Source organism: Streptomyces sp. NRRL S-350, from assembly GCF_000719705.1.
Classification (GTDB): domain Bacteria; phylum Actinomycetota; class Actinomycetes; order Streptomycetales; family Streptomycetaceae; genus Kitasatospora.
This window is the reverse complement of sequence record NZ_JOHO01000050.1, coordinates 35,261-55,428: the sequence shown is the minus strand read 5'-3', so window position 1 is coordinate 55,428 and position 20,168 is coordinate 35,261. Positions and strand designations below refer to the sequence as shown.

Here is a 20,168-nt window from a genome sequence, read left to right as displayed (position 1 = left end):
CCTGCCGCCGGCGCCGCGCGGCCTGCCGCAGATCGAGGTCACCTTCGACATCGACGCCAACGGCATCATGCACGTCGGCGCGAAGGACCTCGGCACCGGGCGGGAGCAGAAGATGACGGTGACCGGCGGCTCCTCGCTGCCCAAGGACGACATCGAGCGGATGGTCCGGGACGCCGAGGCGCACGCGGAGGAGGACCGGCGCCGGAAGGAGGCCGCCGACACCCGAAACAGCGCCGAACACCTCGTCTACGGCACGGAGAAGCTCCTCACCGAGAATCCCGACCGGATCCCCGCCGATGTGAAGAGCGACGTCGAGGCGGCACTGGCCGAGGTGAAGGAGAAGCTGAAGGGCGAGGACACCGCTGCCCTGCGCGCCGCCGTCGAGCGGGCGGCGAGCGTCGCGCAGAAGATCGGCACCGCCCTCTACTCCCAGGCCCCGCCCGGCCAGGCCGCCGGCGCCCAGGCCGCCGGCACCGGCCCCGGTGAGGAGGAGGTCGTGGACGCGGAGATCGTCGACGACGACACCAGGGGCGGCGCACCCCGATGAACCGGCGACCCCGGTCCGGCGACCGCGAGGCCGGCCCGCCGCTGGCCATCCAGGACCGGCGGCGCATCGACCCGGTCCCCCTCCGACCGCGCGATCCCGACCGACCCGCGATCACCCCGGCCGTCCCCGCACCGTCACTCACCCCGGCCGTCCCCGCGCCGTCACTGCCGGGAACCGGACCCGACCGCACCGCGCCGAGCCGCGAAGGCGTCCCGACGACGTCCGAGCGCGGGCAGCGGGAACCGGACGCCGCGGGTGAGGACGGGCCTGGCGACCGGGTGCGGCTGCTCGAGGCGCAGGCGGCGGAGCACCTGGCGGACCTGCAGCGCGTGAAGGCCGAGTACGACAACTACCGCAAGCGGGTGCGGCGAGACCGACTCGCCGTCCGGGAGGCGGCTGTGGCCAACGTCCTGTCCGGGCTCCTGCCGGTCCTCGACGCCATCGACCAGGCCCGGGCCCACGGCGAAGTGGAAGGCGGATTCCGCGCCGTCGCCGAACTCCTCGAACACTGCCTCGCCGCCCTGGGCCTGCGCAGCGTCGGCGAAGCGGGTCGGCCCTTCGACCCCCGCCTCCACGAAGCGGCCACCGCGACCCCCAGCGCCACCGGCGCGCTCTGCGCCGAGGTGCTCCGCCCCGGATACCGCGTCGGCGAGCACCTCCTGCGTCCCGCCCAGGTACGGCTCACCGACCCGCCCGCACCCCTCCCGCCGACGGCGCTCTGAGAGGCGGTCGCGCGCCCGCGAAGGCGCCGGGCCGGGCCCGTGGCCGCCGGGGGTGTGAGCCCTCGCTTGGCGGCTCCCGGGCGAGGGCTCGGCACGAAGGCCGGCCGACTGGCGGTTCGTCTCGAGGCGTACCGCGGCTGCCGCAGTCGCCCCGCAGTCGCCTCGCAGCCGCCCGGCAGCCGCGGGGCGGCCGTCGGGCATGGCCCGGCAGATCACCGCGAACGGGCGGCGGCCGGCTGCCGGACCTCGCGGACCTCGACTGATCGCAGCGGAGTCGTCTCATCGTAGCGCCGACCAGCAATGAGTCATACTCATTCCGCGAGATATGGCGATGGATTGCGAAGGGGGAGACCCGGACAAAGGGTGGCGAATTCTGCGTAAGTCCGTTGCAATGGCGGGTCATCGGTCCGGGAGCGGTCCGAATGGGAACGTGGAAACCCTTGACTGGGTGGTCGATAGGGCGGCTAATTTAATCCCCGAGGGCGGCAGCGGAGCACCCGCCCTCGGCACCCGACGCGTGACCGGGACGGCCAGCCGTCGCCCCACCCCCACCTGTCCCGACCCTGTTCGGGGCCTCTGCAGCGGAGTCGCACATGACCGTCAACAAGCCGCCGGCCGGCGCGAAGGCAGTGTCCAGCAGGAGACGAGCGGTCGTGCTGGCCGCCTGCGCGGCCACCTTGGCCGTGACCGTGTCCGCGTGTGACGGCGCGTCTGCCCAGAAGACCACCAAGGACGGTTTCGCCCAGGCGGCGCAGACCGACGGAGCGCTGACGGTCTGGGTCGACGCGACCCGCACGGAAGCCGCGAAGCAGTACCAGGCGCTGCACCCGGAGGTGAAGTTGGACATCGTCAGCTACGACGGTGACGCCAACGGCTCGAACTACCTCCAGACCAAGGTCCAGCTGTTCAACCGGACCGGCAAGGGCTGGCCGGACGTCGTGTTCAGCTCCCAGAACAACGAGACGACCTGGGCGGTCGACGCGGGCTTCGCGGCTCCGCTCGACAAGGGCCTGGTCCCGGCCGACACCCTGGGGAAGTTCGCGAAGGGCGCCAACGACGTCTGTACCGTCAACGGCACCGTCTACTGCCTGCGCAACGACCTGTCGCAGGCGGTGCTCTGGTACAACGCGCCGCTGATGCAGCAGTTCGGCTACACCGTCCCGAAGACCTGGGAGGAGTACCAGCAGCTGGGCGTGAAGGTGGCGGCCGAGCACCCGGGCTACCTGGTGGGCGACGCCGGCGACTCCTTCACCCCCGAGATCTACCTCTGGGCGGGCAAGTGCGGGGCCAACCACATCACCGGCCCCAAGGCCGTCTCCGCGGACACCGGCAGTGAGAACTGCACCAGGATGGCCAAGCTCATGGACGGGCTGATCAAGAACAGGTCCCTGTCCGTCAGCGGCGTCTTCAGCACCGACTTCGCCAAGAACGAGGCCGACAAGGTCCTGCTCATGCCCGGCCCGGCGTGGTTCGGCGGCGCGGTGTTCCGGGACACCCTGAAGATCCCGGACAAGACGGTCGGGGTGGCCCCGATCCCCCAGTGGCAGGGCGACACCGCGCCGTCCACCGGCAACGTCGGCGGCGGCACCTGGCTGCTGTCCCAGCACTCCACCCACCTCAAGGCGGCCACCGACTTCCTGACGTGGGTCACCACCGACAACGCCTACCAGGGCGAGAAGGCCCCCGGCTTCCCCGCGTACGCGCCCGCCGCCGAGAACTGGCTGAAGGCCCAGGCGGCCTCCGGGTACTTCGCCGGTGACCTCGGCGCCCTCCAGGACGCGTCCTCCCAGGTGTGGCCGGGCTGGGGCTCCGGCCAGTTCAGCCAGGAGGCGATCTGGGCCGCGACGGTCAAGCCCGGTCTGACCCAGGGCCAGACCATCGAGTCCCTGCTGCCCGCCTGGCAGGACTCGATCGTCAAGCACGCCGAGTCGTACGGGTACAAGGTCTCGAAGTGACCTCCACCGTCTCCTCCCCGACCGGCGTCGGCCGACGCCCCCGAGGCGCCCGCCGGAGCTGGGCCGGACCGGCCTTCGTCGCCGGCTACGCGATCCTGCTGGTGGCCTTCGGCGTCCTCCCGATCGGCTACGCGATCTACTTCGCCTTCACCGACGCGGGCGGCACGTTCACCGGCTTCGCCAACTTCGTCACCACGGCACAGGACTTCCGGTTCGTGGACGCCCTCGGCCACGTGGCGCTCTACCTGCTGTTCTGGCTCGTCTCGCTGGTCGTGTTCGTGGTGGGGCTGGCACTGCTGCTGCACCGGGTGTCCTCCGGGCGGATCAGCCAGGCGCTCCGCTTCCTGTACTACATCCCCGGGGCGCTGGCGGGCGCCGCCGGGGTGCTGGTCTGGCTGTTCATGCTCGACCCGACGGTGAGCCCGGTCAGTTCGCTGCTGGGGGTGCTGGGATTCGACACCTTCGGCCAGGTCATCGCCCCGGGCAACCTGCCGGTGCTGTTCACCGTCATCGCGTTCTGGACCGGCGCGGGCGGCTGGATCGTCGTCATGTACGGCGCGCTCAACAACATCCCCGGCGACGTCCTGGAAGCCGCCCGGATCGACGGCGCGGGCGCCTGGCAGACCGCCTGGCACGTGCAGATCCCCATGCTCCGCAAGTGGATCGTCTACATGGTGATCCTGGCCTTCGCCGGCGGCGCCCAGCTCTTCGTCGAGCCCCAACTGCTCTCCCTCGCCAGCGTGGGCGTGGCCGGCCGCGACTACTCGCTCAACCAGCTGACCTACGACTTCGCCTTCCAGATGAACAACATCAACGGGGCCGCAGCGGTCTCGATGGAGCTCCTGGTCGTCGGCGTGTCGGTCGCCGGCGTCTTCGTCGCACGGTCGAGGTTCTTCGATGCCGACTGACACCCCTGCCCCCGCCCCCGCCACCGCCGCCACGCCACGGACCGAACGGGAACCGAGCGCCATGAGCCGAACTCCGCACCGGACCTCGCGGCGGGCCCGTCGACCGGTGAGCCGGACGCCGTACCGGCTGCTGGCCGGGTCGGTCCTGACGGTGTTCGTGGTGTTCTTCGTCCTGCCAGTGCTCTGGCTCGTCCTCGCGGCGACCAAGACCGACCAGCAGCTGGTCCACGACCACCCGCTCTCCTTCGGCTCCTGGGGCGCACTCGCGGACAACTGGCACGCGCTGACCGGATTCCAGGACGGTGCGGTCCTGGACTGGCTGGGCAACTCCGCCCTGTACGCCGTCGTCTCCCTGGTCATCACGCTCTGCGTGTCGGTGCCCGCGGGATACGCGCTGGCCATGACCGAGTTCCGCGGCCGGAAGACCCTGCTGGTCTCCACCCTGGTCGTCATGCTGATGCCGAGCGCCACGCTGGTGGTGCCGCTGTTCCTGGAGATCAACGCGGCGCGCCTGATCGGCACGATGTGGTCGATCGTCCTGCCGTACTCGTTCTACCCGTTCGGCGTGTACCTGACGTACATCTACTTCACCACCGCCGTGCCGAAGGACCTGCTGGCGGCCGCCCGGATGGACGGCTGCTCCGAACTCGGCGTCTTCCGCCACGTGGCACTGCCGTTGGCGACACCGGTCATCGCGCTCGTGGGCTTCTTCAGCTTCGTCGCCAACTGGACCAACTACTTCCTGCCCTACGTGATGCTCCCCGAGAGCGACCAGATGCCCGTGCAGGTGGGCGTCGGCAACCTGCTCAGCAGCGTGCCGCAGTTCAACCCGACCGCCGGCTCGCTCGCGATCGAGCGCCCGCAGCTGGCCCTCGCGACGCTGGTGGCCATCACCCCGGTCCTGGTCGTCTTCCTCTTCGCCCAGCGCTTCCTGGTCAGCGGGATGCTCGCCGGAGCCACCAAGGAATGACGCCCCCGCCGTCACCCCGATCGGAGAACCCCCCATGCCACCCAGCTCCACCGACCCCTCCCCGGGCGAGGACGCCGCAGCGCCCCCACTCGAGATCCGGGCCCGGGTACCGCTGCTCGAACCGCCAGGCTGGGCGCTGGCGCAGCGCGCGCTGTTCGACCTGCTCGACCACGGCTGGCGCCGCTTCGCCCGCGACTTCACCGGCCCCGACGGCCGGCTGAACTACACCGGCCGGCTGACCACCCGAGACGGCGTCGACGACTTCTACGAGGTGTTCTTCAACTGGCCACAGCTCTACCTGCTCGGCGGCGCCGACGACCTGCTGGCCGCCAGCGGGAAGCACTGGGAGGGCGTGACCAGGCACCTCACCGAACTGGGCCTGCTCCACGACGAGTACGAGCGCGGCTACGACTGGTTCCACCAGGGCGAGAGCCTGCTGCTGCTCTACTTCCTGTGCATGGCCGACCCCGACCGCTGGTCCGAACGCGCCCTGCGGTTCGCCGATCTGTACGTCGACCCGGCCAACGGGAACTACGACGCCGAGCACCGCATCATCACCCGCCCGCACAACGGCAGCGATCCGGACCGGCGGGGGCTGGCCGACGGCGAGGTCTACCCGTGGCTGCCGAAGGAGGCGGCCACGTACGGCTTCCCGCTCGACTGGCTCCCCGAGGCGCAGGACGGCCCGTACCCGCTCGCCGCGGATCCTCGGCTCGGCACCCAGATGCGCGAGCGGATGGGCGTCGGCGACACGGCGGTCAACCTCGCGGCGGCCGGACTGGTCCTCAACGCCTGGATCCTGTCCGGCGACCAGCGCTACCGCGACTGGATCGTCGACTACGTCGGCGCCTGGCGGGAGCGCACCGAGGCGAACGGCGGTCTCATCCCGGACAACGTCGGCCCGGACGGCGTCGTCGGCAGCCTGCTCGAAGGACGGTGGTACGGCGGCCACTACGGCTGGTCCTGGCCGCACGGTTGGCACAGCGTCGGCCACGCGGCCTGCGTGGCGGCGCTCGCCGCGGCGGTGGCCACCGGGGAGGACGACCACCTCGCCATGGTCGGGACCTCGCTCGACGCCCTCATCGCGCGGGCCGAGCTGATGCCCTTCACCGAGGCGGACTCCAGCCTCCGGTCCAAGTGGGCGGTCGAACTCGCCTCGGACGCCGACCAACCGGCGCTCCACCTCCCGATCCGGCGCAACGACTCCGGCTGGTTCGACTACAACCCGGTCACCCTGGCGGTGCCCGTGGCGCTGTGGCACCACACCGCCTCCGACACCGACCGCGCCCGGCTCGAGAAGCTGCGCGACGCGGACGGCCTGGACTGGCGCACCGTGCGGCCGTTCCGGGCCAAGGAGGAGTCCGGGCACGAGAAGGCGTGGTTCGCCTTCCTCGCCGGCGACGACCCCGGCTACCCCGAGCGGATCCTCGCCGCCGCCCAGGCCCAGGTCCGCCACCGCCTGCGGCGGATCGACCGCTACCGCGACCTGGAGGTGGCCGAGGCCGACATCCACGTGTGGCAGCAGTGCAACCCGGTCGCCACCGAGGCCCTGGTCCAGCTGACCTGGGGCGCACCCCAGGTGCTCTACAACGGCGGTCTCCAGCAGGCCCGGCTGCGCTACCACGACGCCCGGGCCCGTCGGGCGGGACTGCCGCCGGACGTGGCCGCCCTGGTCACCTCCATCGACCCCGGGGCGACCACCGTCGAACTGGTCAACCTCTCGCCCGAGGAAGACCGGACGGTGATCGTCCAGGCGGGCGCCCTCGCCGAGCACACCATCCGTTCGGTCCGGTACACGACCTGCACGGACGACGGCTGGATCGGCGACATGTACGACTACGGCCACACCGAACCGGTGGTCGCCGAGGCGGAGGCGGCCTGCGACGGCACGTACCTGACGGTCCTGCTGCCCGCCTCCACCCGGATCCGGATGACGCTCCGGCTCGCACTCCGGACCCGTACCCCCACTTACCGCTCGCCGTTCGCCGACGACTCGAACACCGCGACGCCGGAGGAATCCGCATGAGGCGCTTCGCCCAGACCATCAGGCTCCGCCCCGAGCACCGCGAGGAGTACCTCGCACTCCACTCCGCCGTCTGGCCCGGAGTCGAGGCGGCCCTCCACCGGGCGCGGATCCGCAACTACAGCATCCACCTCCACGACGACGTGCTGTTCGCCTACTTCGAGTACCACGGCGAGGACTTCGACGCCGACATGGCGGACCTCGAGGCCGACCCGGTGACCCAGGAGTGGTGGAAGCTCACCGATCCCTGTCAGGAGCCCTGGCCCGACCGCGGCGACTCCCGCCAGTGGACGGAACTCGCCGAGATCTGGCACCTGGGCGAACCCGGCGAGCACGCCGCCGACTGACCGGAACGTCCGGTGATCGTCACCACCGGCTCCGGAACTAGGATCGACGGCATGGCAACACGACTCGTGCAGATCAACATGAAGGCCCAGGACGACGCCGCGCTCGGCCGGTTCTGGGCGGAGGCCCTCGGTTGGGGTGTCGACAGCGAGGGCCCCGGCGTGACCAACCTCGAACCGGTCGGCTTCGCCTACCCCGACCCCGCGGCCGTCTGCATCGACCTCGTCGCCCGCCCGGAACCCAAGACGGTGAAGAACCGGGTGCACCTCGACCTGGCCACCACCTCGACGGCCCATCAGGCGCAGCTGGTCGCACGCCTGCAGGACCTCGGGGCGACGCTCGCCGACGTGGGCCAGGGCGAGGTCCCCTGGACGGTCATGGCCGACCCGGAAGGCAACGAGTTCTGCGTCCTGGAGCCCCGGGAGATCTACCGGGACACCGGGCCGATCGCCGCGGTGGTGGTCGACTGCACCGACCCGCGGGCGATGGCCCGGTTCTGGGGCGGGGCGACGGACTGGACGGTGCACGAGGTCGCCGACGACCACGCGACCATGCGTTCCGCCCAAGGCGTCGGCCCCTACCTGGAGTTCGTCCGCACCCCCGACACCAAGAGCGTCTGGAACCGCGTCCACCTGGACATCAGCCCCTACCGCGGCGACGACCCGGCAGCCGAGGAGGCCAGGCTGCGCGCTCTGGGCGCCTCCGACCCGGGCATCGACCAGTCCGCCATCTCGTGGCGGATCCTGACCGACCCGGAGGGCAACGAGTTCTGCCTGCTCAGCCCCCGTTAGGCCCGCTCCCGCCCCGGGCCGGTCCCCTTCTTCACATGTGATTGGGCGTCAGGACCGTGCTGACCACCGGCCTTCGGTCCGAGGAGGTCGGTGCAGGCCTGCCAGGCGGCCGGCGGCAGCAGGCTCCGGACCCGGGCGAACAGGCCGTACAGGTCCGGTCCGTAGCGGGCGGCGAGCTCGGCGTTGTGAGCGAGGACGTCGAGCTCGTTGGCGACCGTGATGGCGAGGAAGGCGCGCAGTTCCTCCTCCGTCGGTGTGCGCTCGTCCCCGGTGAACCGGTCGCGGAAGACCGGCGTCCGCTCCACGCCGAGGCGCGGATAGACGGCGGCCCGGTCGCAGCTCGCGTACAGGTGGACGAGCGCCTCCGCGCGTCGGCCGATGAGGTCGGCCAGCTCCTCCCGCCGGTCGGGTGACAGCAGGGTGCGGTCGAACCCGTCGGTCCCGTACGCGGCGTGGCAGAGGCCGGCGGCCTGGACGGCGGGGTCGCAGCCCCAGTCCGCCAGCAGGGCCGCGACCCGCCGGAGGTGTGCCAGCAGCGTGCCGCCCGGGTGCGGGATCCGGTCGGCCTCGTGGGCGTGGAGGAAGGCCTCGATGCGGACCCCTGCGGGGTCGCTGTGGTGGTCGGAAGGCGTCACCCCAGGATTCCTACCCCGAGGTGACGCCCAGGGCAACCGTCACCGCCCGGCGGAGTCCGAGAGCTCGCCCACCAGGGCGGTGAGCGTCGGGACGGCCACCCCGTGGACGTCGGCGGCCCGCAGCACGGCACCGCCGATGGCGTCGAGCTCGGTCGGGCGGCCGGCTTCCACGTCGCGCTGCATCGAGGACTTCATCGTCCCGGGGATCCGGTCGAAGGAGGCGAGCAGGGCCTCGGCGTCGGCCGGTGCCCCGACCGCCCGGGTGACCGCGGTGATCTCGTCCAGCACCGCGAGGAGTTCGGCCCGGTGCTCGGTCCGCACGGTGCCGATCCCGCTCGCGTGGCGGGTGGTGAGCAGCGCGAACGGGGCGAGGAAGGACAGCTTGCTCCACAGCATCGCCGTCTCGTCGTCGCGCAGCGTCACGTCCAGCCCTGCGTGCCGCAGCTGTGCGGCGAACTCGTCTTCGACGGTGGCGAGTTCGACGATGGCGAACGGACTGCCGTGTTCGATCCGCCCGGGCGCTGTCCGGGTGGCCTCGACCCGGATCGTGCCCGCCACGACCCGGGCGGCCGGGTAGCGGTCGCGCAGCAGCGCCATGTGGTCCAGGCCGTTGAGCAGCGGCACCACGATCCCGGCGCCCACGGCCTGCGCGGGCAACCGGTCGAGTGCGGAGGCCAGTGCCGTCTCCTTGACGGTCACGAAGACGGCGTCGACGGGCTCGCGCAGCTCGGTGGCGGCCTCGACCCGCGCGGTGAACTCGCCGAACTGGGCGCTTCGTACGTGCAGTCCGTCCCGGGCGATGGCGGCGGCGGTCTCCGCGCCGGCCAGGCAGACGACGCGGTGGCCGGCCCGGGCGAGCAGCCCGCCGATCAGTCCGCCGACGCCGCCCGGCCCGAGGACGGCGACGGTCAGGGGGTTGGTGGGCTCGGAGCCGGTGGCCTCGGTGGTGGCGGGCTCGGGGGCGGTGCTCCGGGTGGCGGTGGGCTCGGAGGCGGTGGCCTGGATGGTGGCGGGCTCGGTGGCCTCGGTGGTGGTGGCCTCGGGGACGGTGGGCTCGGGGACGGTGGTCATGGTGACTCCCTTGGGTGAGAAGGTGGTTGGGACGGTGGCGGTCACGGCGTTTCCCGGTAGAAGCGGCCCTCCAGACCGTCCGGGCTGAGGAAGGCGAACCCGTCGCCGTAGCCGAAGTCGAGGAAGTACGGCTCGTCCTCGTCCTGGGCGCCGGCGAGGGCGAAGAAGTACTGCCAGGGCGCGGGAACCCCGGCCCGGCCGCTCGGGAAGGACGGGCTGCCGCCGAGGTGGTCGTGGACGTGCGGACCGTCCGGGAAGCGGACCTCCGGGCCCTCGCCGCGCCAGTGCCTCTGGAAGGCCGCCCGTTCGTCCATCGACCGGTCGACCTCGCCCGGGAGGGGCAGCACGTCGAGGAGGTACTCGACCGGGGTCTGCGCACCATCGGGCCCGAGGCGCCAGAGCGTGCGGCCCCGGGTACCGGCCGGCCCGATGACGGCGAAGGGCGGGATCCGGCCGCCCGGTTGGACGAGCAGCACGGCGTCGCCCGCCTCCGGGTCGGGGCCGCCCATGGGGCCGTCGGCCGGGTCGAGGAAGAGGTAGGCGAGTCGCACCTCGGCCCCCGGTACGGGGAACTGGCCGATGAAGACCAGGGGTTGACCGGTGGTGGGCGACAGCGGCCAGGAGGGCTCGGCCAGCCAGCAGGGCTCGCCGCCGAGCTTGGGGACCGGCGCCGTGACCGGGCACCGGGCCGGGCGGGGGGAGAGGCGCAGACGGGGGAGGAAAGCGGCGTCGTGCGGACCGGTGGCGGTGCCGGTCGGCTGCGGGATCCGCGGTGCCCGGGGCGTCATTGGGCGGCCTCGGCACCCTCGGCACCCTCGGCGTGCTGGGCGACCTCGGAGTCCTGGGCGGGGGCGGAGTGGGAGACGACGTCGAAGGTGAACGGCCCTTCGTGGCGCGGCTTTCGAGCCGGGCGCGAGGACCGCGAGGACCGCGACGGGCGCGGGGACCGCGAGGGGGCCGACGCGGCGGGTCGGCGGTAGAGGTACAGCGAGTCGTAGCGGAGGGTGCTGTGGGTGGGATCGGGCACCGGGAGGCCCTGGGCGCGCAGGGCCTCGACCAGTTCGTGCGCGGGCCAGCCGAGCAGGTCGATCCCGTGGTAGCCGACCGGACAGGCGGGCCGGTCGTCGCTCGGGTTGCGGACCACCGTGACGCTCCGGAACCGGTCGTGGTCGTCCGCGCACAGGGTGACACTGACGCCGGGCAGTTGGAGGGCCAGCGCCCAACGGCAACCACAGACGAAGGTGTTCTGCACGCCGTCGGGCAGCAACTCGCCGTGCGGGGCGAGCAGTCCGCGCACCGCTGCCTCGGTGAGGCCGAACCGCAGTTCGGGCAGCGGGGCAGGCAGACGGACGCCGTGGCCGGGCAGCAGGTCGATGGTCACCCGATCATGATTCCTCGTGAGCCGGGCGGAGGGGAGGCCGGGGTCGGAAAACCGGCAGGTTGGAAATCTGACGGCGGGCCTGGGAACCGCCCGGCAAGGGTGTGGCGGGTGGCTGGTGGGCGGGTGGCGGGTGGCGGGCGTCCGGCGCGGACGTGTCGCGGGGTGAATCCGGTCCTGGCGGTGCCGCAACCCGGCCGAGGGGGTGCAGCACCACCTGCGGGGTTCGGTTTTCCGAACCCTAAATACGGGGGCCAGCACAATCGATCCCGCCGCTCCGGACGCCCAGCATGGAGGGCATGAACGGGATGACGACAGCCGCAACCCCGGCGGCGCGGTACGGGGTGACGGGCACGGCCCTGAGCGGGGAGGGGCTGCACCGCGAGTACGGGCGCGGCACGGCGGCCGTCCGGGCGCTGCGCGGGGTGTCCGTGGCCTTCGCGCCGGGGACGTTCACGGCGGTGATGGGGCCCTCCGGGTCGGGCAAGACCACCCTGCTGCACTGCCTCGCCGGGATGGACCGGCCCACCCGGGGCACCGTCCGATGGGGCGACACGGAGGTGTCCGGGCTGCCCGAACGGCGGCTGGCGCGACTGCGCAGCACCCGGGTGGGCTTCGTGTTCCAGGCCTTCAACCTGATGCCGGCGATGACCGTCGCCCAGAACGTCGAGCTGCCCGGTCGGCTGGCCGGGCAGCCGCCGGAGCGGGCCCGGGTACGGGAGGCGCTGGCCCGGGTCGGGCTCGCCGGGCGCGAACGACACCGGCCCGGGCAGCTGTCCGGTGGCCAGCAGCAGCGGGTGGCGATCGCCCGGGCACTCGTTGCCCGGCCGGAGGTGCTGTTCGCCGACGAGCCCACCGGCGCACTGGACCGGGCCACCGGCCACGACATCCTCGACCTCCTGCGCGCGGGCGTCGACGCGGAGGGGCAGACCTGCGTGATGGTCACCCACGACCCGGTGGCCGCCGGGTACGCGGACCGGGTGCTGCTGCTCGCGGACGGGCTGCTGGTGGACGAGCTGGTCGCGCCCACCGCCTCGCAGGTCGCTGCGAGGCTGAGCCGGATGGGCGGGTGAGCACGATGGGCAGTCCGGTCCTCGCCCTGTCCGTGGGGCAGATCCGGCGCCGGCCGGCGGCCTTCGCCGGACTGGCCGCGGCACTGTTCCTGCAGATGGCGGCCGTGACGCTGTTCGGCTCGCTGGTCGCGGCGCAGGCGACGGCGCCCAGCGCGGTGGCCCGGGCACCGGTGGCCGGCCCGGGCGTGATGGTGATCGCGGCGGCGTTCGGCGAGATCGCCGTCCTGGTCGCGCTGTTCGTCGTGGTCAACGCGCTCGGTTTCACCCTCCGTCAGCAGCACCGCGACCTCGCCCTGCTGCGCACCGTCGCGGCGACGCCCCGCCAGGTGCGGCGCGTCGTACGCGCCCAGGTCGCGGCGACCGTCCTGCTGGCGGCCGTACCCGGCTGCGCGACGGGGCTGCTCGCCGCCCGGGCCTTCCTCGCCGCCCTGCAGCGGCGTGGGATGGCCGCGCCCGGTCTGCGCACATCCGGGACACCGGTGCCGATGCTGGTCGCGCTCGGCGTGGCCCTGCTGGTCGGCCTGGCGGCCACCGCAGCGTCGTCCTGGCGGGTCACCCGGCCCGCCCCGGCCGTCGCCCTGGCCGAGGGGGCGGCGGGCGGCCCACGGGGGTGGGCCGCGCTGCGGCTGCTGAGCGGGCTCGCGGTTCTGGCGGGCGGGGTCCTGCTGCTGCGGCTGGCTGCGACCAGGCGGGCCGACGAGCTGGACAAGGCCGGGCAGGCGGCGCTGCTCGGCTCGCTCGTGCTGCTGGTAGCGGTCGCGCTCCTCGGGCCCCTGGCGGCGCGGGGGTCGGCCGCCGTCCTCGGCGCGCCGGTCCGGCTGCTCGCGCCGAGGGCGGGCTGGCTCGCGGACGCCAACCTGCGTGGCTATGCGGCCCGGCTCTCCTCCGCGATGGTGCCGGTCGCGCTGCTCGTCGGACTCTCCGGCACGATGCTGATCATGACCAGCACCGCCGACCGGGTGGCCCGGGCGACGGGGGCCGCGACCAGCGTCACCAAGGCGAGCGACATCTGGCTGCGACAGGCGGAGCTCGGCCTGCTGGTCTGCTTCGCGGCGGTCTCCACCGTCAACACCCTCGTCGCGCTGACGGCCGACCGGCGCCGGGAGTTCGCCCTGCTGCGGCTGGTCGGATCGACGCGACGGCAACTGCTGCGGATGCTCACCGTGGAGGCGGCCCTGACCACGGTGATCGGCGTCCTGCTGGGGGCGGCCGTGGCAGCCGCGGCCTCGGGAGCGTTCAGCCGGGCGGTGCGCGGGTCGGTGGTGCCGACGGTGCCTGGTGCGGGGTGCGCCTGGCTGGTGCTGGGGGCGGCGCTCCTGACGGTGCCGGGGATCGTGGGCACGGGGGTGTGGGCGGCCGGCGGATCGGCGGTCGAGTCGGTGAGCGGTGAGCGGGGGTGAGGTGACGAGTGCGGGTGCGGCCCGGGCGGCGGTGGACGGGGGAGGGTGGGAAGCGGCGGTGAGAGGGGGGAGGGGAGTGGAGTGTCCGGGAGGGGAGGCGGGCCCGGTGCGGCGGTTCGGGGGTGCCTTGCTGGATGCTGGGGACCGGTCGGCGGGCGACCGGTGGAGCTGACGCGGCTGAGGTGGCCGTGGCTGAGGTGGGCGGTGCATGAGGTGGGCGGTGCGTGAGGTGGGCGGTGCGTGAGGTGAGCGGTGATTGAGCGGCGGCGGTTCCTGGCGGTGCGGGGCGGCGAGGTGGTGTTTGCCGTCCTCGGGTTGCCGTTGGGCGTGCTCGGCGGGGTGTACGCCGTCGCTGTGCTCTACGCGGGAGTGCTGCTCTCGCTCACCGTCCTCGGCCTGCCGTTCGTGGTGGTCGCGCTCCTCGGGGCCCGGAGGGTCGGCGGCCTGCACCGATGGCTGGTCGGACGGCTGCTCGCCGAAACCGTGCCCACGCCGCAGCCGCTGCCTCGCCCGTCGGGGGTGTTCGCCCGGGGCCGGGCGGTGCTCACCGATCCGGTGGCCTGGCGGGTGCTGCTCTATCTCTTCCTTCGGCTGCCGCTGGGCGCGGTCGGCTTCCTCGCCGCGGTCGGGCTACCGCTCGGCTGCCTCTGGCTGGTGGGCTTCCCGCTCTGGGTGCGGTTGATGGAGCCGGGTCCGCGGCCGTTCGGCTGGCTGGATCTCGGCGCGATCCCGGTCGGCTTGCTCCTCCTGGCCGCCGTCCCCGCCGCGCTGCGAACGCTCAGCCGGGCGAACCGTGCCCTCGCCCGGACACTGCTCGGCCCGGTGCGCTCGCAGCAGCGGGTGCGTGAACTGGAGAACGCGCGAGCCACCCTGCTCGCCGAGAACACCGGACGGCTCCGGCGCCTGGAACGTGACCTGCACGACGGCACCCAGGCACAGCTGGTCGCACTCGCCATCACCCTGTCGCTGGCCGACGACGTCCTCGCGGACCCGGCCGCGGCCGACCTCGGGCGCCTGCGCACGCTGGTCGACCGGGCCCGAGGGCAGACCGACGACACCATCGCAGGCCTGCGCCGGCTGACCAGGGGCATCCACCCGGTGGCGCTGGACGACGGGCTGGGCGCGGCCCTTCCCGGGCTCACCGCCACCTCGCCGGTGCCGGTCACCGTCCGCTTGGACCTGCGGGAACGCCCGGAGGAAGTGATCGCGCGGGCCGTCTACTTCTGCGCGGCCGAACTGCTGACCAACGTGGCCAAGCACAGCGACGCCCGGTCGGCCGAGCTGACCGCGAGCGCGGCTGACGGGAAGGTCCGGCTGACGGTGCGCGACGACGGCTGCGGCGGCGCCACGATCGGTGCGGGCACCGGGTTGGCCGGTCTCGCCGAACGACTCGCCGCGGTGGACGGGGCGCTACGGGTGGACAGCCCACCGGGCGGCCCGACGGTGGTCAGCGCCGAGTTGCCCAGCAGACTGTGAGGGGCACGGGGGGCAGGGCATGAGGGAGCCTCATGGCGGGCCCATGAGGGTTGTTCATGTGCTGTCATGAGCGTTGTTCACGGGCCGACCCATGAGCAACGCTCATGGGTATCGCTCCTGGCCCGAACGAATGACTGCCGTTCATGAGCTCCACTCATGAGCTCCACTCATGAGCTCCACTCATGAGCAGTGGTCATGAGTGGAGTTCATGAACAGCGGGCGAGTCGGGAGCGCGCGCGAACGGGCTGCGGCAGCGCCGGTCAGTCGACGGCGGGGCTGCGGCGCTCCACCAGGACGACGTCGCGCCAGCGCCCGCGGTGGCGGCCCAGGCGCTCGCGGGTGCCGACGACCCGGAAGCCGGCCTTCGCGTGCAGGGCCAGGCTGGCGGTGTTCTCCGGGAAGATGCCGGACTGCACGGTCCAGATCCCGGCGGCGTCGGTGGAGTCCAGCAGCGCGGTCAGCAGGGCCAGGCCGACGCCTCGACCCCGGGCGCCGGGGTGGACGTAGACGGAGTGCTCGACCACCCCGGTGTACACGCACCGGCCGGAGACCGGCGCCACCGCGGCCCAGCCCAGCACCCGGCTGCCTTCCAGGGCGATCAGCCGGTGTCCGGCGAGCCGGGAGGCGTCGAAGTCCTCCCAGGTCGGGGCGGTGGTCTCGAAGGTGGCGTCGCCGCCGTCGATCCCCAGTTGGTAGATCGCCAGCACCTGCCCGGCGTGCTCGGGCAGCATCCCGGTGACGGTCACCCTGGTGGTGGTCACGCGGCGGCCTCGATGCCGAGTTCGGCGAGCAGGCCGCGGACGAGCTGCTCGATCCGGTCCCGGATCGGCCGGACGGCGGCTACCCCCTGGCCGGCCGGGTCGTCCAGTTTCCAGTCCAGGTACCGCTTGCCGGGGAAGTGCGGGCAGGCGTCCCCGCAGCCCATGGTGATCACCGCGTCGGACGCCTGTACCGCCTCGGCGGTGAGCACCTTCGGCACCTCGGCGGAGATGTCGATGCCGACCTCGGCCATGGCCTCGACCACGGCCTGGTTCACGGTGTCGGCCGGGGCGGAGCCGGCGGAGCGGGCCTGCACCCGCTTGCCGCCGAGGTGGGTGAGGAAGGCGGCGGCCATCTGGGAGCGGCCGGCGTTGTGGACGCAGACGAACAGCACGGACGGGACAGCGGGACTGGTCACGATCGGGTTCTTCCTTCGGGCAGGAGCGGCGGGGCGGGGTTCAGCGGCCGACGGCAGCCGGGTGGTGCTCGCCCTGCGGGACCACGGCGCCCTCGGCGGCGGGCTTGGCAGGGCGGCCGAACAGTACGGGGACCAGGGCGACCCCGACGGTCAGGCCGATCAGCTGGGCGGCGACGAACGGCAGCGTCGAGGCGGGCGCGATGCCGGCGAAGGTGTCCGTGAAGGCGCGCCCGATCGTGACGGCTGGGTTGGCGAACGACGTGCTGGAGGTGAACCAGTAGGCGGCGCCGATGTAGGCGGCGACCGCGACCGGGGCGATGCGGGCGCGACCGACGCGGGCCAGACCGAGGACCACCAGGACGAGTCCGGCCGTCGCGACGACTTCGCCGAGCCACAGGTGCGGAGCCGACCGGTCGTGCGTCGACCAGTTCGTCGGCGGCTCGGCGAACATCGCGTCCGCCAGCACGGCTCCGCCGATGGCGCCGGCGGTCTGGGCGGCCACGTAGGCGGCGACCTCCCGCAGGGGCAGAGGCGGGGTGAGTCCGTCGTCGTCGCGGCGGCCGGTCCACCAGGCCGCCAGCGTGACCGCCGGGTTGAAGTGCGCGCCGGAGACCGGTCCCAGCAGGGCGATCAGCACGCCCAGGCCGAACACGGTGGCCAGGGAGTTGGCGAGCAGTTGAACGCCGACGTCCGAGGAGAGCTTGGTGGCCTGGATGCCGGAGCCGACCACGACGGCGACCAGGGCGCCCGTCCCGACGAACTCGACCGCGGACCGGCGCACCAACGGAGCCGCCTCGGTCATCTCGCGCCGCCCGCGGGCCGGGTGGCGGTGCCGGCCGGGGGCTGCAGCAGGGCGGACAGCTTGGCGAGCGCGGCCGGCAGCACCCAGTAGTAGACCCAGGTCCCGCGGCGCTCGGAGCCGACCAGGCCGTTCTCGCGCAGCACCTTCAGGTGGTGGGAGATGGTCGGCTGGGAGACGTCGAAGGGGCCGGTCAGGTCGCAGACGCAGGCCTCGCCGCCCTCGTGGGAGGCGATCAGCGACAGCAGCCTGAGTCGCACCGGGTCCGACAGCGCCTTGAACATCTTCGCCAGGTCCACGGCGGCTTCTTCGTCCAGCGGTTCACGGGCGAGCGGCGTGCAGCACGCCGTCGCGTCGTCCTGCCCGAGGATGACGAGCTCTGAATTCGACATGTGTCTATGTTGACATCCATCTAATCGAATGGGCAAGGCTGCTGTATCGACAGATGTCGAAACGCATTCTCGGACCGGGGAGGACGGCATGTCCCCTGTTCGGCTCGCCCTGCGCGACGCCGAACTCGAACGCTCCACCGCCTTCCCCGCCAAGCCGTTCGGCCCCGAGCCGGTCGAGCGTCGCCCCGGCCGACGTGGGGAAGGCCGACGTGGTGAAGGCCGACGTGGTGAAGGCCGACGTGGTGAAGGCCGACGTCGGCACCGTCGGCAAGAGTGCGGACAGTGCGCCGGACGTCTGCTGCGGCACCACGGCCTGAAGCGCCCCCGAGGGGTCGCTCGTCGCCTACCAGGTCCTGGTGACGCTGGTTGCCTCGGTGAATGAGCGCCGTTCATGAGGAGGCCCATGGGGGCCGTTCATGAGGAGGGCCGTGAACGGCTCTCATGCGTCTCACGTGCCTCGCCCGTAGCCGCCCGCCTCAGAGGGTGCCGCTCTCTGCGAGATAGGCGAGCACGGCTTTGACGCGGCGGTTGTCGGCGTCGGTCGCGGGGAGGTCGAACTTGGTGAACACGGCGGCCACGTGCTTCTCCACCGCCCGCTCCGACACGACGAGCAGCGAGGCGATCGAGCGGTTGGAGTGGCCTTGGGCCATCAGTTCCAGCACCTCCCGTTCGCGCGGGGTGAGCGTGTCCACCAGGCTGCGGCGCCGGCCGTGCAGCAGTCCGTTGACGATCTCCGGGTCGAGTGCCGTGCCGCCCGCGGCGACCCGGTGCAGGGCGTCGACGAACGCGGAGGTGCGGGCCACCCGTTCCTTGAGCAGGTAGCCGATGCCGGCGGCGCCGTCCGCCAGCAGGCGGGAGGCCCAGGCGGTCTCCACGTGCTGGGAGAAGACCAGGATCCCGACCTCGGGCAGCGCGGCCCGGATCTCGACGGCCGCCCGGATCCCCTCGTCGGTGTGGGTGGGCGGCATCCGGATGTCCACCACGGCCACGTCGGGGCGGTGCTCGGTGACAGCGGCGATCAGTTCGGGTGCCGTGCCGGCGGTGGCGGCCACCGCGCAGCCCCGGGCCGTGAGGAGTTCGACCATCCCGTCGCGGAGGATCACCGAGTCCTCGGCGAGGACGACGCGGAGCTGCTTGTTGGTCATGTCGGCCATTATCCGGGCCGCTTCACCGGCAGGATGCACCACCTTGCGCTGTTCCTGCCCGGCGGCACGATCCCGCTGTCCCTCCCCACTCTGCGCGAGGTTCGCCGGCCGGACTCGTCACCTCTTATGCAATAGGAAGATTGACGATCAATCAGATTCAGTCACGTCCTGCCGGGTCCTGTCACGTCCGGTCGGCAGCTTCGCTGCGCCAGGCGAGGGCGCCCGGGGAGGGCTCGGCTGCCCCGGGTGGATAGGCGTGCCGGACGCGCCTGAGCAGCGCGCGTTGTTCGTCCAGCCAGTCCGGTGCTGGGGAGAGGACGACCCGGAGCAGGACGCCCGAGTCCTCCGCGTCGGAGACGGTCACCCACAGTCCGCCGGGCCGTCCGGGTTCGATCCGTAGCTCCGGGCCGTGCTCCTCGTCCAGCCAGCGGACGGCGAAGCCCTGGCCGAGCCGGTCCAGGGCCGCCTCCCAGCGCTGCAGGTGGCGGTCGGTGACCAGGGTGGCGAAGTGTCCGCGCACCGAGTCGGCGGTGACGGTGATCTCGCAGTCCAGCCAGTCGTGCCCGAGCGGGGAGCCGGGCGCGTGTCGCCCCAGTACCTCGACCCGGACGGTGCGGCCGCCGGTCCGTCCGTACCGGCCGGGGGCGTCATCGGTGCCGGGGCGGTCCGCCAGTCTGATCAACTCGTTGTGGTGCGACGCGACTTCGGTCATCGGCGTGCTCCCGGTGGCAGCTGGTCCAAGGGCTGACATCCTCGCGCAGGTGTTCGCCCCGGTGCCAGTCCGGGAGGGGATGCGTTCCCGCCAAGGTTCCGTCCGTCGGGGCGGTCGCGTGGGCAGGCCGGGAACGTGTGCTTGCCGTGGTGGGTGCCGGGAGCGGGCGGGCGGCGGCCCTTGATCGGCGCGGCCGGGCTTCGTACCCTCGCCCGATGGGACACGACGACCTCTCGACTCTCGAACTCGCCTTTCCCGGTCCGGAGCGTGACCGTGGCGTGGCGGCGATCCTGAGCGGTCAGAAGACCGCGCTCACGGGCCTCTTGGAGATCTACGAGCACGCCGGCGAGGCGGTGCCGACGGCCGGTCAGCGGTTCTCGGTGGTTGACTCGGAAGGTCGGCCCGCCGTGACGATCGAGCTCGTCGAGGTGCGCGTCGTTCCCATGAAGGCGATCGACGACGAGTTCGCGCGAGCCGAGGGACGCGGCTACTCCGATGTGGCCCAGTGGCGGGCGGCCCACGAGGAGTTCTTCCGGAGCGAGGGCGTGAGCGAGTACCTGGGCCGCACCCCGGTCATCGGTGACGACACTCTCGTCGTGGCGGAGCGCTTCCGAGTGGTCGAGCCCGACGGCCCTGGTGGTCCGTGACC

23 protein-coding genes are annotated in these 20,168 nt (G+C 72.7%); 13 read left to right on the top strand and 10 right to left on the bottom strand.

Annotation, left to right across the window (positions count from 1 at the left end):
• From IF30_RS0130995 to IF30_RS0130960, 8 genes are all read left to right on the top strand, one after another.
• Nucleotides 1-547: Hsp70 family protein (locus tag IF30_RS0130995; protein WP_030244639.1), on the top strand; the 547-nt coding region annotated here is incomplete at its 5' end.
• Nucleotides 544-1,269: a nucleotide exchange factor GrpE gene (gene grpE / locus IF30_RS44700; protein ID WP_063752855.1), complete on the top strand. Its 726-nt coding sequence runs from the start codon at nt 544-546 to the stop codon at nt 1,267-1,269. The genes IF30_RS0130995 and grpE, both read left to right, overlap by 4 nt.
• Nucleotides 1,270-1,862: 593 nt before the next feature.
• Complete coding sequence (locus tag IF30_RS0130985; RefSeq protein WP_030244634.1) at nt 1,863-3,224, top strand: ABC transporter substrate-binding protein; 1,362 nt, start codon at nt 1,863-1,865, stop codon at nt 3,222-3,224.
• Nucleotides 3,221-4,132, top strand: coding sequence for a carbohydrate ABC transporter permease (locus IF30_RS0130980; RefSeq protein WP_030244632.1), 912 nt, complete (start codon nt 3,221-3,223; stop codon nt 4,130-4,132). Before IF30_RS0130985 ends, IF30_RS0130980 begins: the two co-directional genes overlap by 4 nt.
• Before the next feature lie 61 nt (nt 4,133-4,193).
• Nucleotides 4,194-5,102, top strand: a complete 909-nt coding sequence (locus tag IF30_RS0130975; RefSeq protein ID WP_234322909.1) for a carbohydrate ABC transporter permease — start codon at nt 4,194-4,196, stop codon at nt 5,100-5,102.
• Between the two features lie 34 nt (nt 5,103-5,136).
• Nucleotides 5,137-7,128 carry a hypothetical protein gene (locus tag IF30_RS0130970; RefSeq protein ID WP_030244628.1) on the top strand — a complete coding sequence of 664 codons (1,992 nt, stop codon included), beginning with the start codon at nt 5,137-5,139 and terminating at the stop codon, nt 7,126-7,128.
• A complete protein-coding gene (locus tag IF30_RS0130965) occupies nt 7,125-7,472 on the top strand; it encodes an L-rhamnose mutarotase (RefSeq protein WP_030244626.1) in 348 nt (115 codons plus the stop codon). Before IF30_RS0130970 ends, IF30_RS0130965 begins: the two co-directional genes overlap by 4 nt.
• Nucleotides 7,473-7,523: 51 nt before the next feature.
• The gene (locus IF30_RS0130960; protein WP_030244624.1) at nt 7,524-8,261 is read left to right on the top strand and encodes a VOC family protein; all 738 of its coding nucleotides are present in this window, start codon (nt 7,524-7,526) and stop codon (nt 8,259-8,261) included.
• Here IF30_RS0130960 and IF30_RS0130955 read toward each other — a convergent pair.
• The 4 genes from IF30_RS0130955 to IF30_RS0130940 all read right to left on the bottom strand — a co-directional run bounded on the left by IF30_RS0130955 (nt 8,258) and on the right by IF30_RS0130940 (nt 11,348).
• Nucleotides 8,258-8,896, bottom strand: a complete 639-nt coding sequence (locus tag IF30_RS0130955) for a DUF6817 domain-containing protein (RefSeq protein ID WP_063752854.1) — start codon at nt 8,894-8,896, stop codon at nt 8,258-8,260. The genes IF30_RS0130960 and IF30_RS0130955 overlap by 4 nt on opposite strands.
• A 39-nt stretch (nt 8,897-8,935) precedes the next feature.
• Nucleotides 8,936-9,808, bottom strand: a complete 873-nt coding sequence (locus IF30_RS0130950; RefSeq protein ID WP_030244621.1) for a ketopantoate reductase family protein — start codon at nt 9,806-9,808, stop codon at nt 8,936-8,938.
• Nucleotides 9,809-10,008: 200 nt separating this feature from the next.
• Nucleotides 10,009-10,755 carry a hypothetical protein gene (locus IF30_RS0130945; protein WP_234322908.1) on the bottom strand — a complete coding sequence of 249 codons (747 nt, stop codon included), beginning with the start codon at nt 10,753-10,755 and terminating at the stop codon, nt 10,009-10,011.
• The gene (locus tag IF30_RS0130940; RefSeq protein ID WP_030244618.1) at nt 10,752-11,348 is read right to left on the bottom strand and encodes a hypothetical protein; all 597 of its coding nucleotides are present in this window, start codon (nt 11,346-11,348) and stop codon (nt 10,752-10,754) included. Before IF30_RS0130940 ends, IF30_RS0130945 begins: the two co-directional genes overlap by 4 nt.
• Nucleotides 11,349-11,653: 305 nt before the next feature.
• Between IF30_RS0130940 and IF30_RS0130935 the strand changes: the two genes are divergently transcribed.
• The 3 genes from IF30_RS0130935 (at nt 11,654) to IF30_RS0130925 (ending at nt 15,294) form a co-directional block, all read left to right on the top strand.
• Nucleotides 11,654-12,418: an ABC transporter ATP-binding protein gene (locus IF30_RS0130935; RefSeq protein ID WP_051711610.1), complete on the top strand. Its 765-nt coding sequence runs from the start codon at nt 11,654-11,656 to the stop codon at nt 12,416-12,418.
• A 5-nt stretch (nt 12,419-12,423) separates the two neighbouring features.
• On the top strand, nt 12,424-13,818 hold the full coding sequence (locus IF30_RS0130930) for an FtsX-like permease family protein (protein ID WP_030244613.1): 1,395 nt from the start codon (nt 12,424-12,426) through the stop codon (nt 13,816-13,818).
• Nucleotides 13,819-14,070: 252 nt separating this feature from the next.
• Nucleotides 14,071-15,294 carry a sensor histidine kinase gene (locus tag IF30_RS0130925; RefSeq protein WP_030244611.1) on the top strand — a complete coding sequence of 408 codons (1,224 nt, stop codon included), beginning with the start codon at nt 14,071-14,073 and terminating at the stop codon, nt 15,292-15,294.
• A 260-nt stretch (nt 15,295-15,554) separates the two neighbouring features.
• Here IF30_RS0130925 and IF30_RS0130920 read toward each other — a convergent pair whose 3' ends face one another.
• Genes IF30_RS0130920 through IF30_RS0130905 form a run of 4 tightly spaced genes read right to left on the bottom strand, consistent with a single transcriptional unit; the run spans nt 15,555 to nt 17,662 of the window.
• A complete protein-coding gene (locus tag IF30_RS0130920; RefSeq protein ID WP_030244609.1) occupies nt 15,555-16,025 on the bottom strand; it encodes a GNAT family N-acetyltransferase in 471 nt (156 codons plus the stop codon).
• Nucleotides 16,026-16,051: 26 nt separating this feature from the next.
• Nucleotides 16,052-16,471: an arsenate reductase ArsC gene (locus IF30_RS0130915; RefSeq protein ID WP_030244607.1), complete on the bottom strand. Its 420-nt coding sequence runs from the start codon at nt 16,469-16,471 to the stop codon at nt 16,052-16,054.
• A gap of 40 nt (nt 16,472-16,511) precedes the next feature.
• The gene (locus IF30_RS0130910; RefSeq protein ID WP_030244606.1) at nt 16,512-17,273 is read right to left on the bottom strand and encodes an aquaporin; all 762 of its coding nucleotides are present in this window, start codon (nt 17,271-17,273) and stop codon (nt 16,512-16,514) included.
• Nucleotides 17,270-17,662, bottom strand: a complete 393-nt coding sequence (locus IF30_RS0130905) for an ArsR/SmtB family transcription factor (protein WP_030244604.1) — start codon at nt 17,660-17,662, stop codon at nt 17,270-17,272. Before IF30_RS0130905 ends, IF30_RS0130910 begins: the two co-directional genes overlap by 4 nt.
• Before the next feature lie 194 nt (nt 17,663-17,856).
• Between IF30_RS0130905 and IF30_RS50405 the strand changes: the two genes are divergently transcribed.
• The gene (locus tag IF30_RS50405; RefSeq protein ID WP_267884578.1) at nt 17,857-17,979 is read left to right on the top strand and encodes a hypothetical protein; all 123 of its coding nucleotides are present in this window, start codon (nt 17,857-17,859) and stop codon (nt 17,977-17,979) included.
• Nucleotides 17,980-18,138: 159 nt separating this feature from the next.
• Here the strand turns inward: IF30_RS50405 and IF30_RS0130895 are convergent, their stop codons facing one another.
• Both IF30_RS0130895 and IF30_RS0130890 read right to left on the bottom strand, forming a co-directional pair.
• Nucleotides 18,139-18,807: a response regulator transcription factor gene (locus IF30_RS0130895; protein WP_030244602.1), complete on the bottom strand. Its 669-nt coding sequence runs from the start codon at nt 18,805-18,807 to the stop codon at nt 18,139-18,141.
• A 181-nt stretch (nt 18,808-18,988) separates the two neighbouring features.
• Nucleotides 18,989-19,519: a DUF5959 family protein gene (locus IF30_RS0130890; RefSeq protein ID WP_051711606.1), complete on the bottom strand. Its 531-nt coding sequence runs from the start codon at nt 19,517-19,519 to the stop codon at nt 18,989-18,991.
• A 215-nt stretch (nt 19,520-19,734) separates the two neighbouring features.
• On the opposite strand from IF30_RS0130890, the gene IF30_RS0130885 reads away from it, so the two are divergent.
• Nucleotides 19,735-20,166 (top strand): ASCH domain-containing protein, encoded by a 432-nt coding sequence (locus IF30_RS0130885; RefSeq protein ID WP_030244598.1) that lies wholly within the window; start codon nt 19,735-19,737, stop codon nt 20,164-20,166.
• The last annotated feature ends 2 nt before the right edge of the window (nt 20,167-20,168 follow it).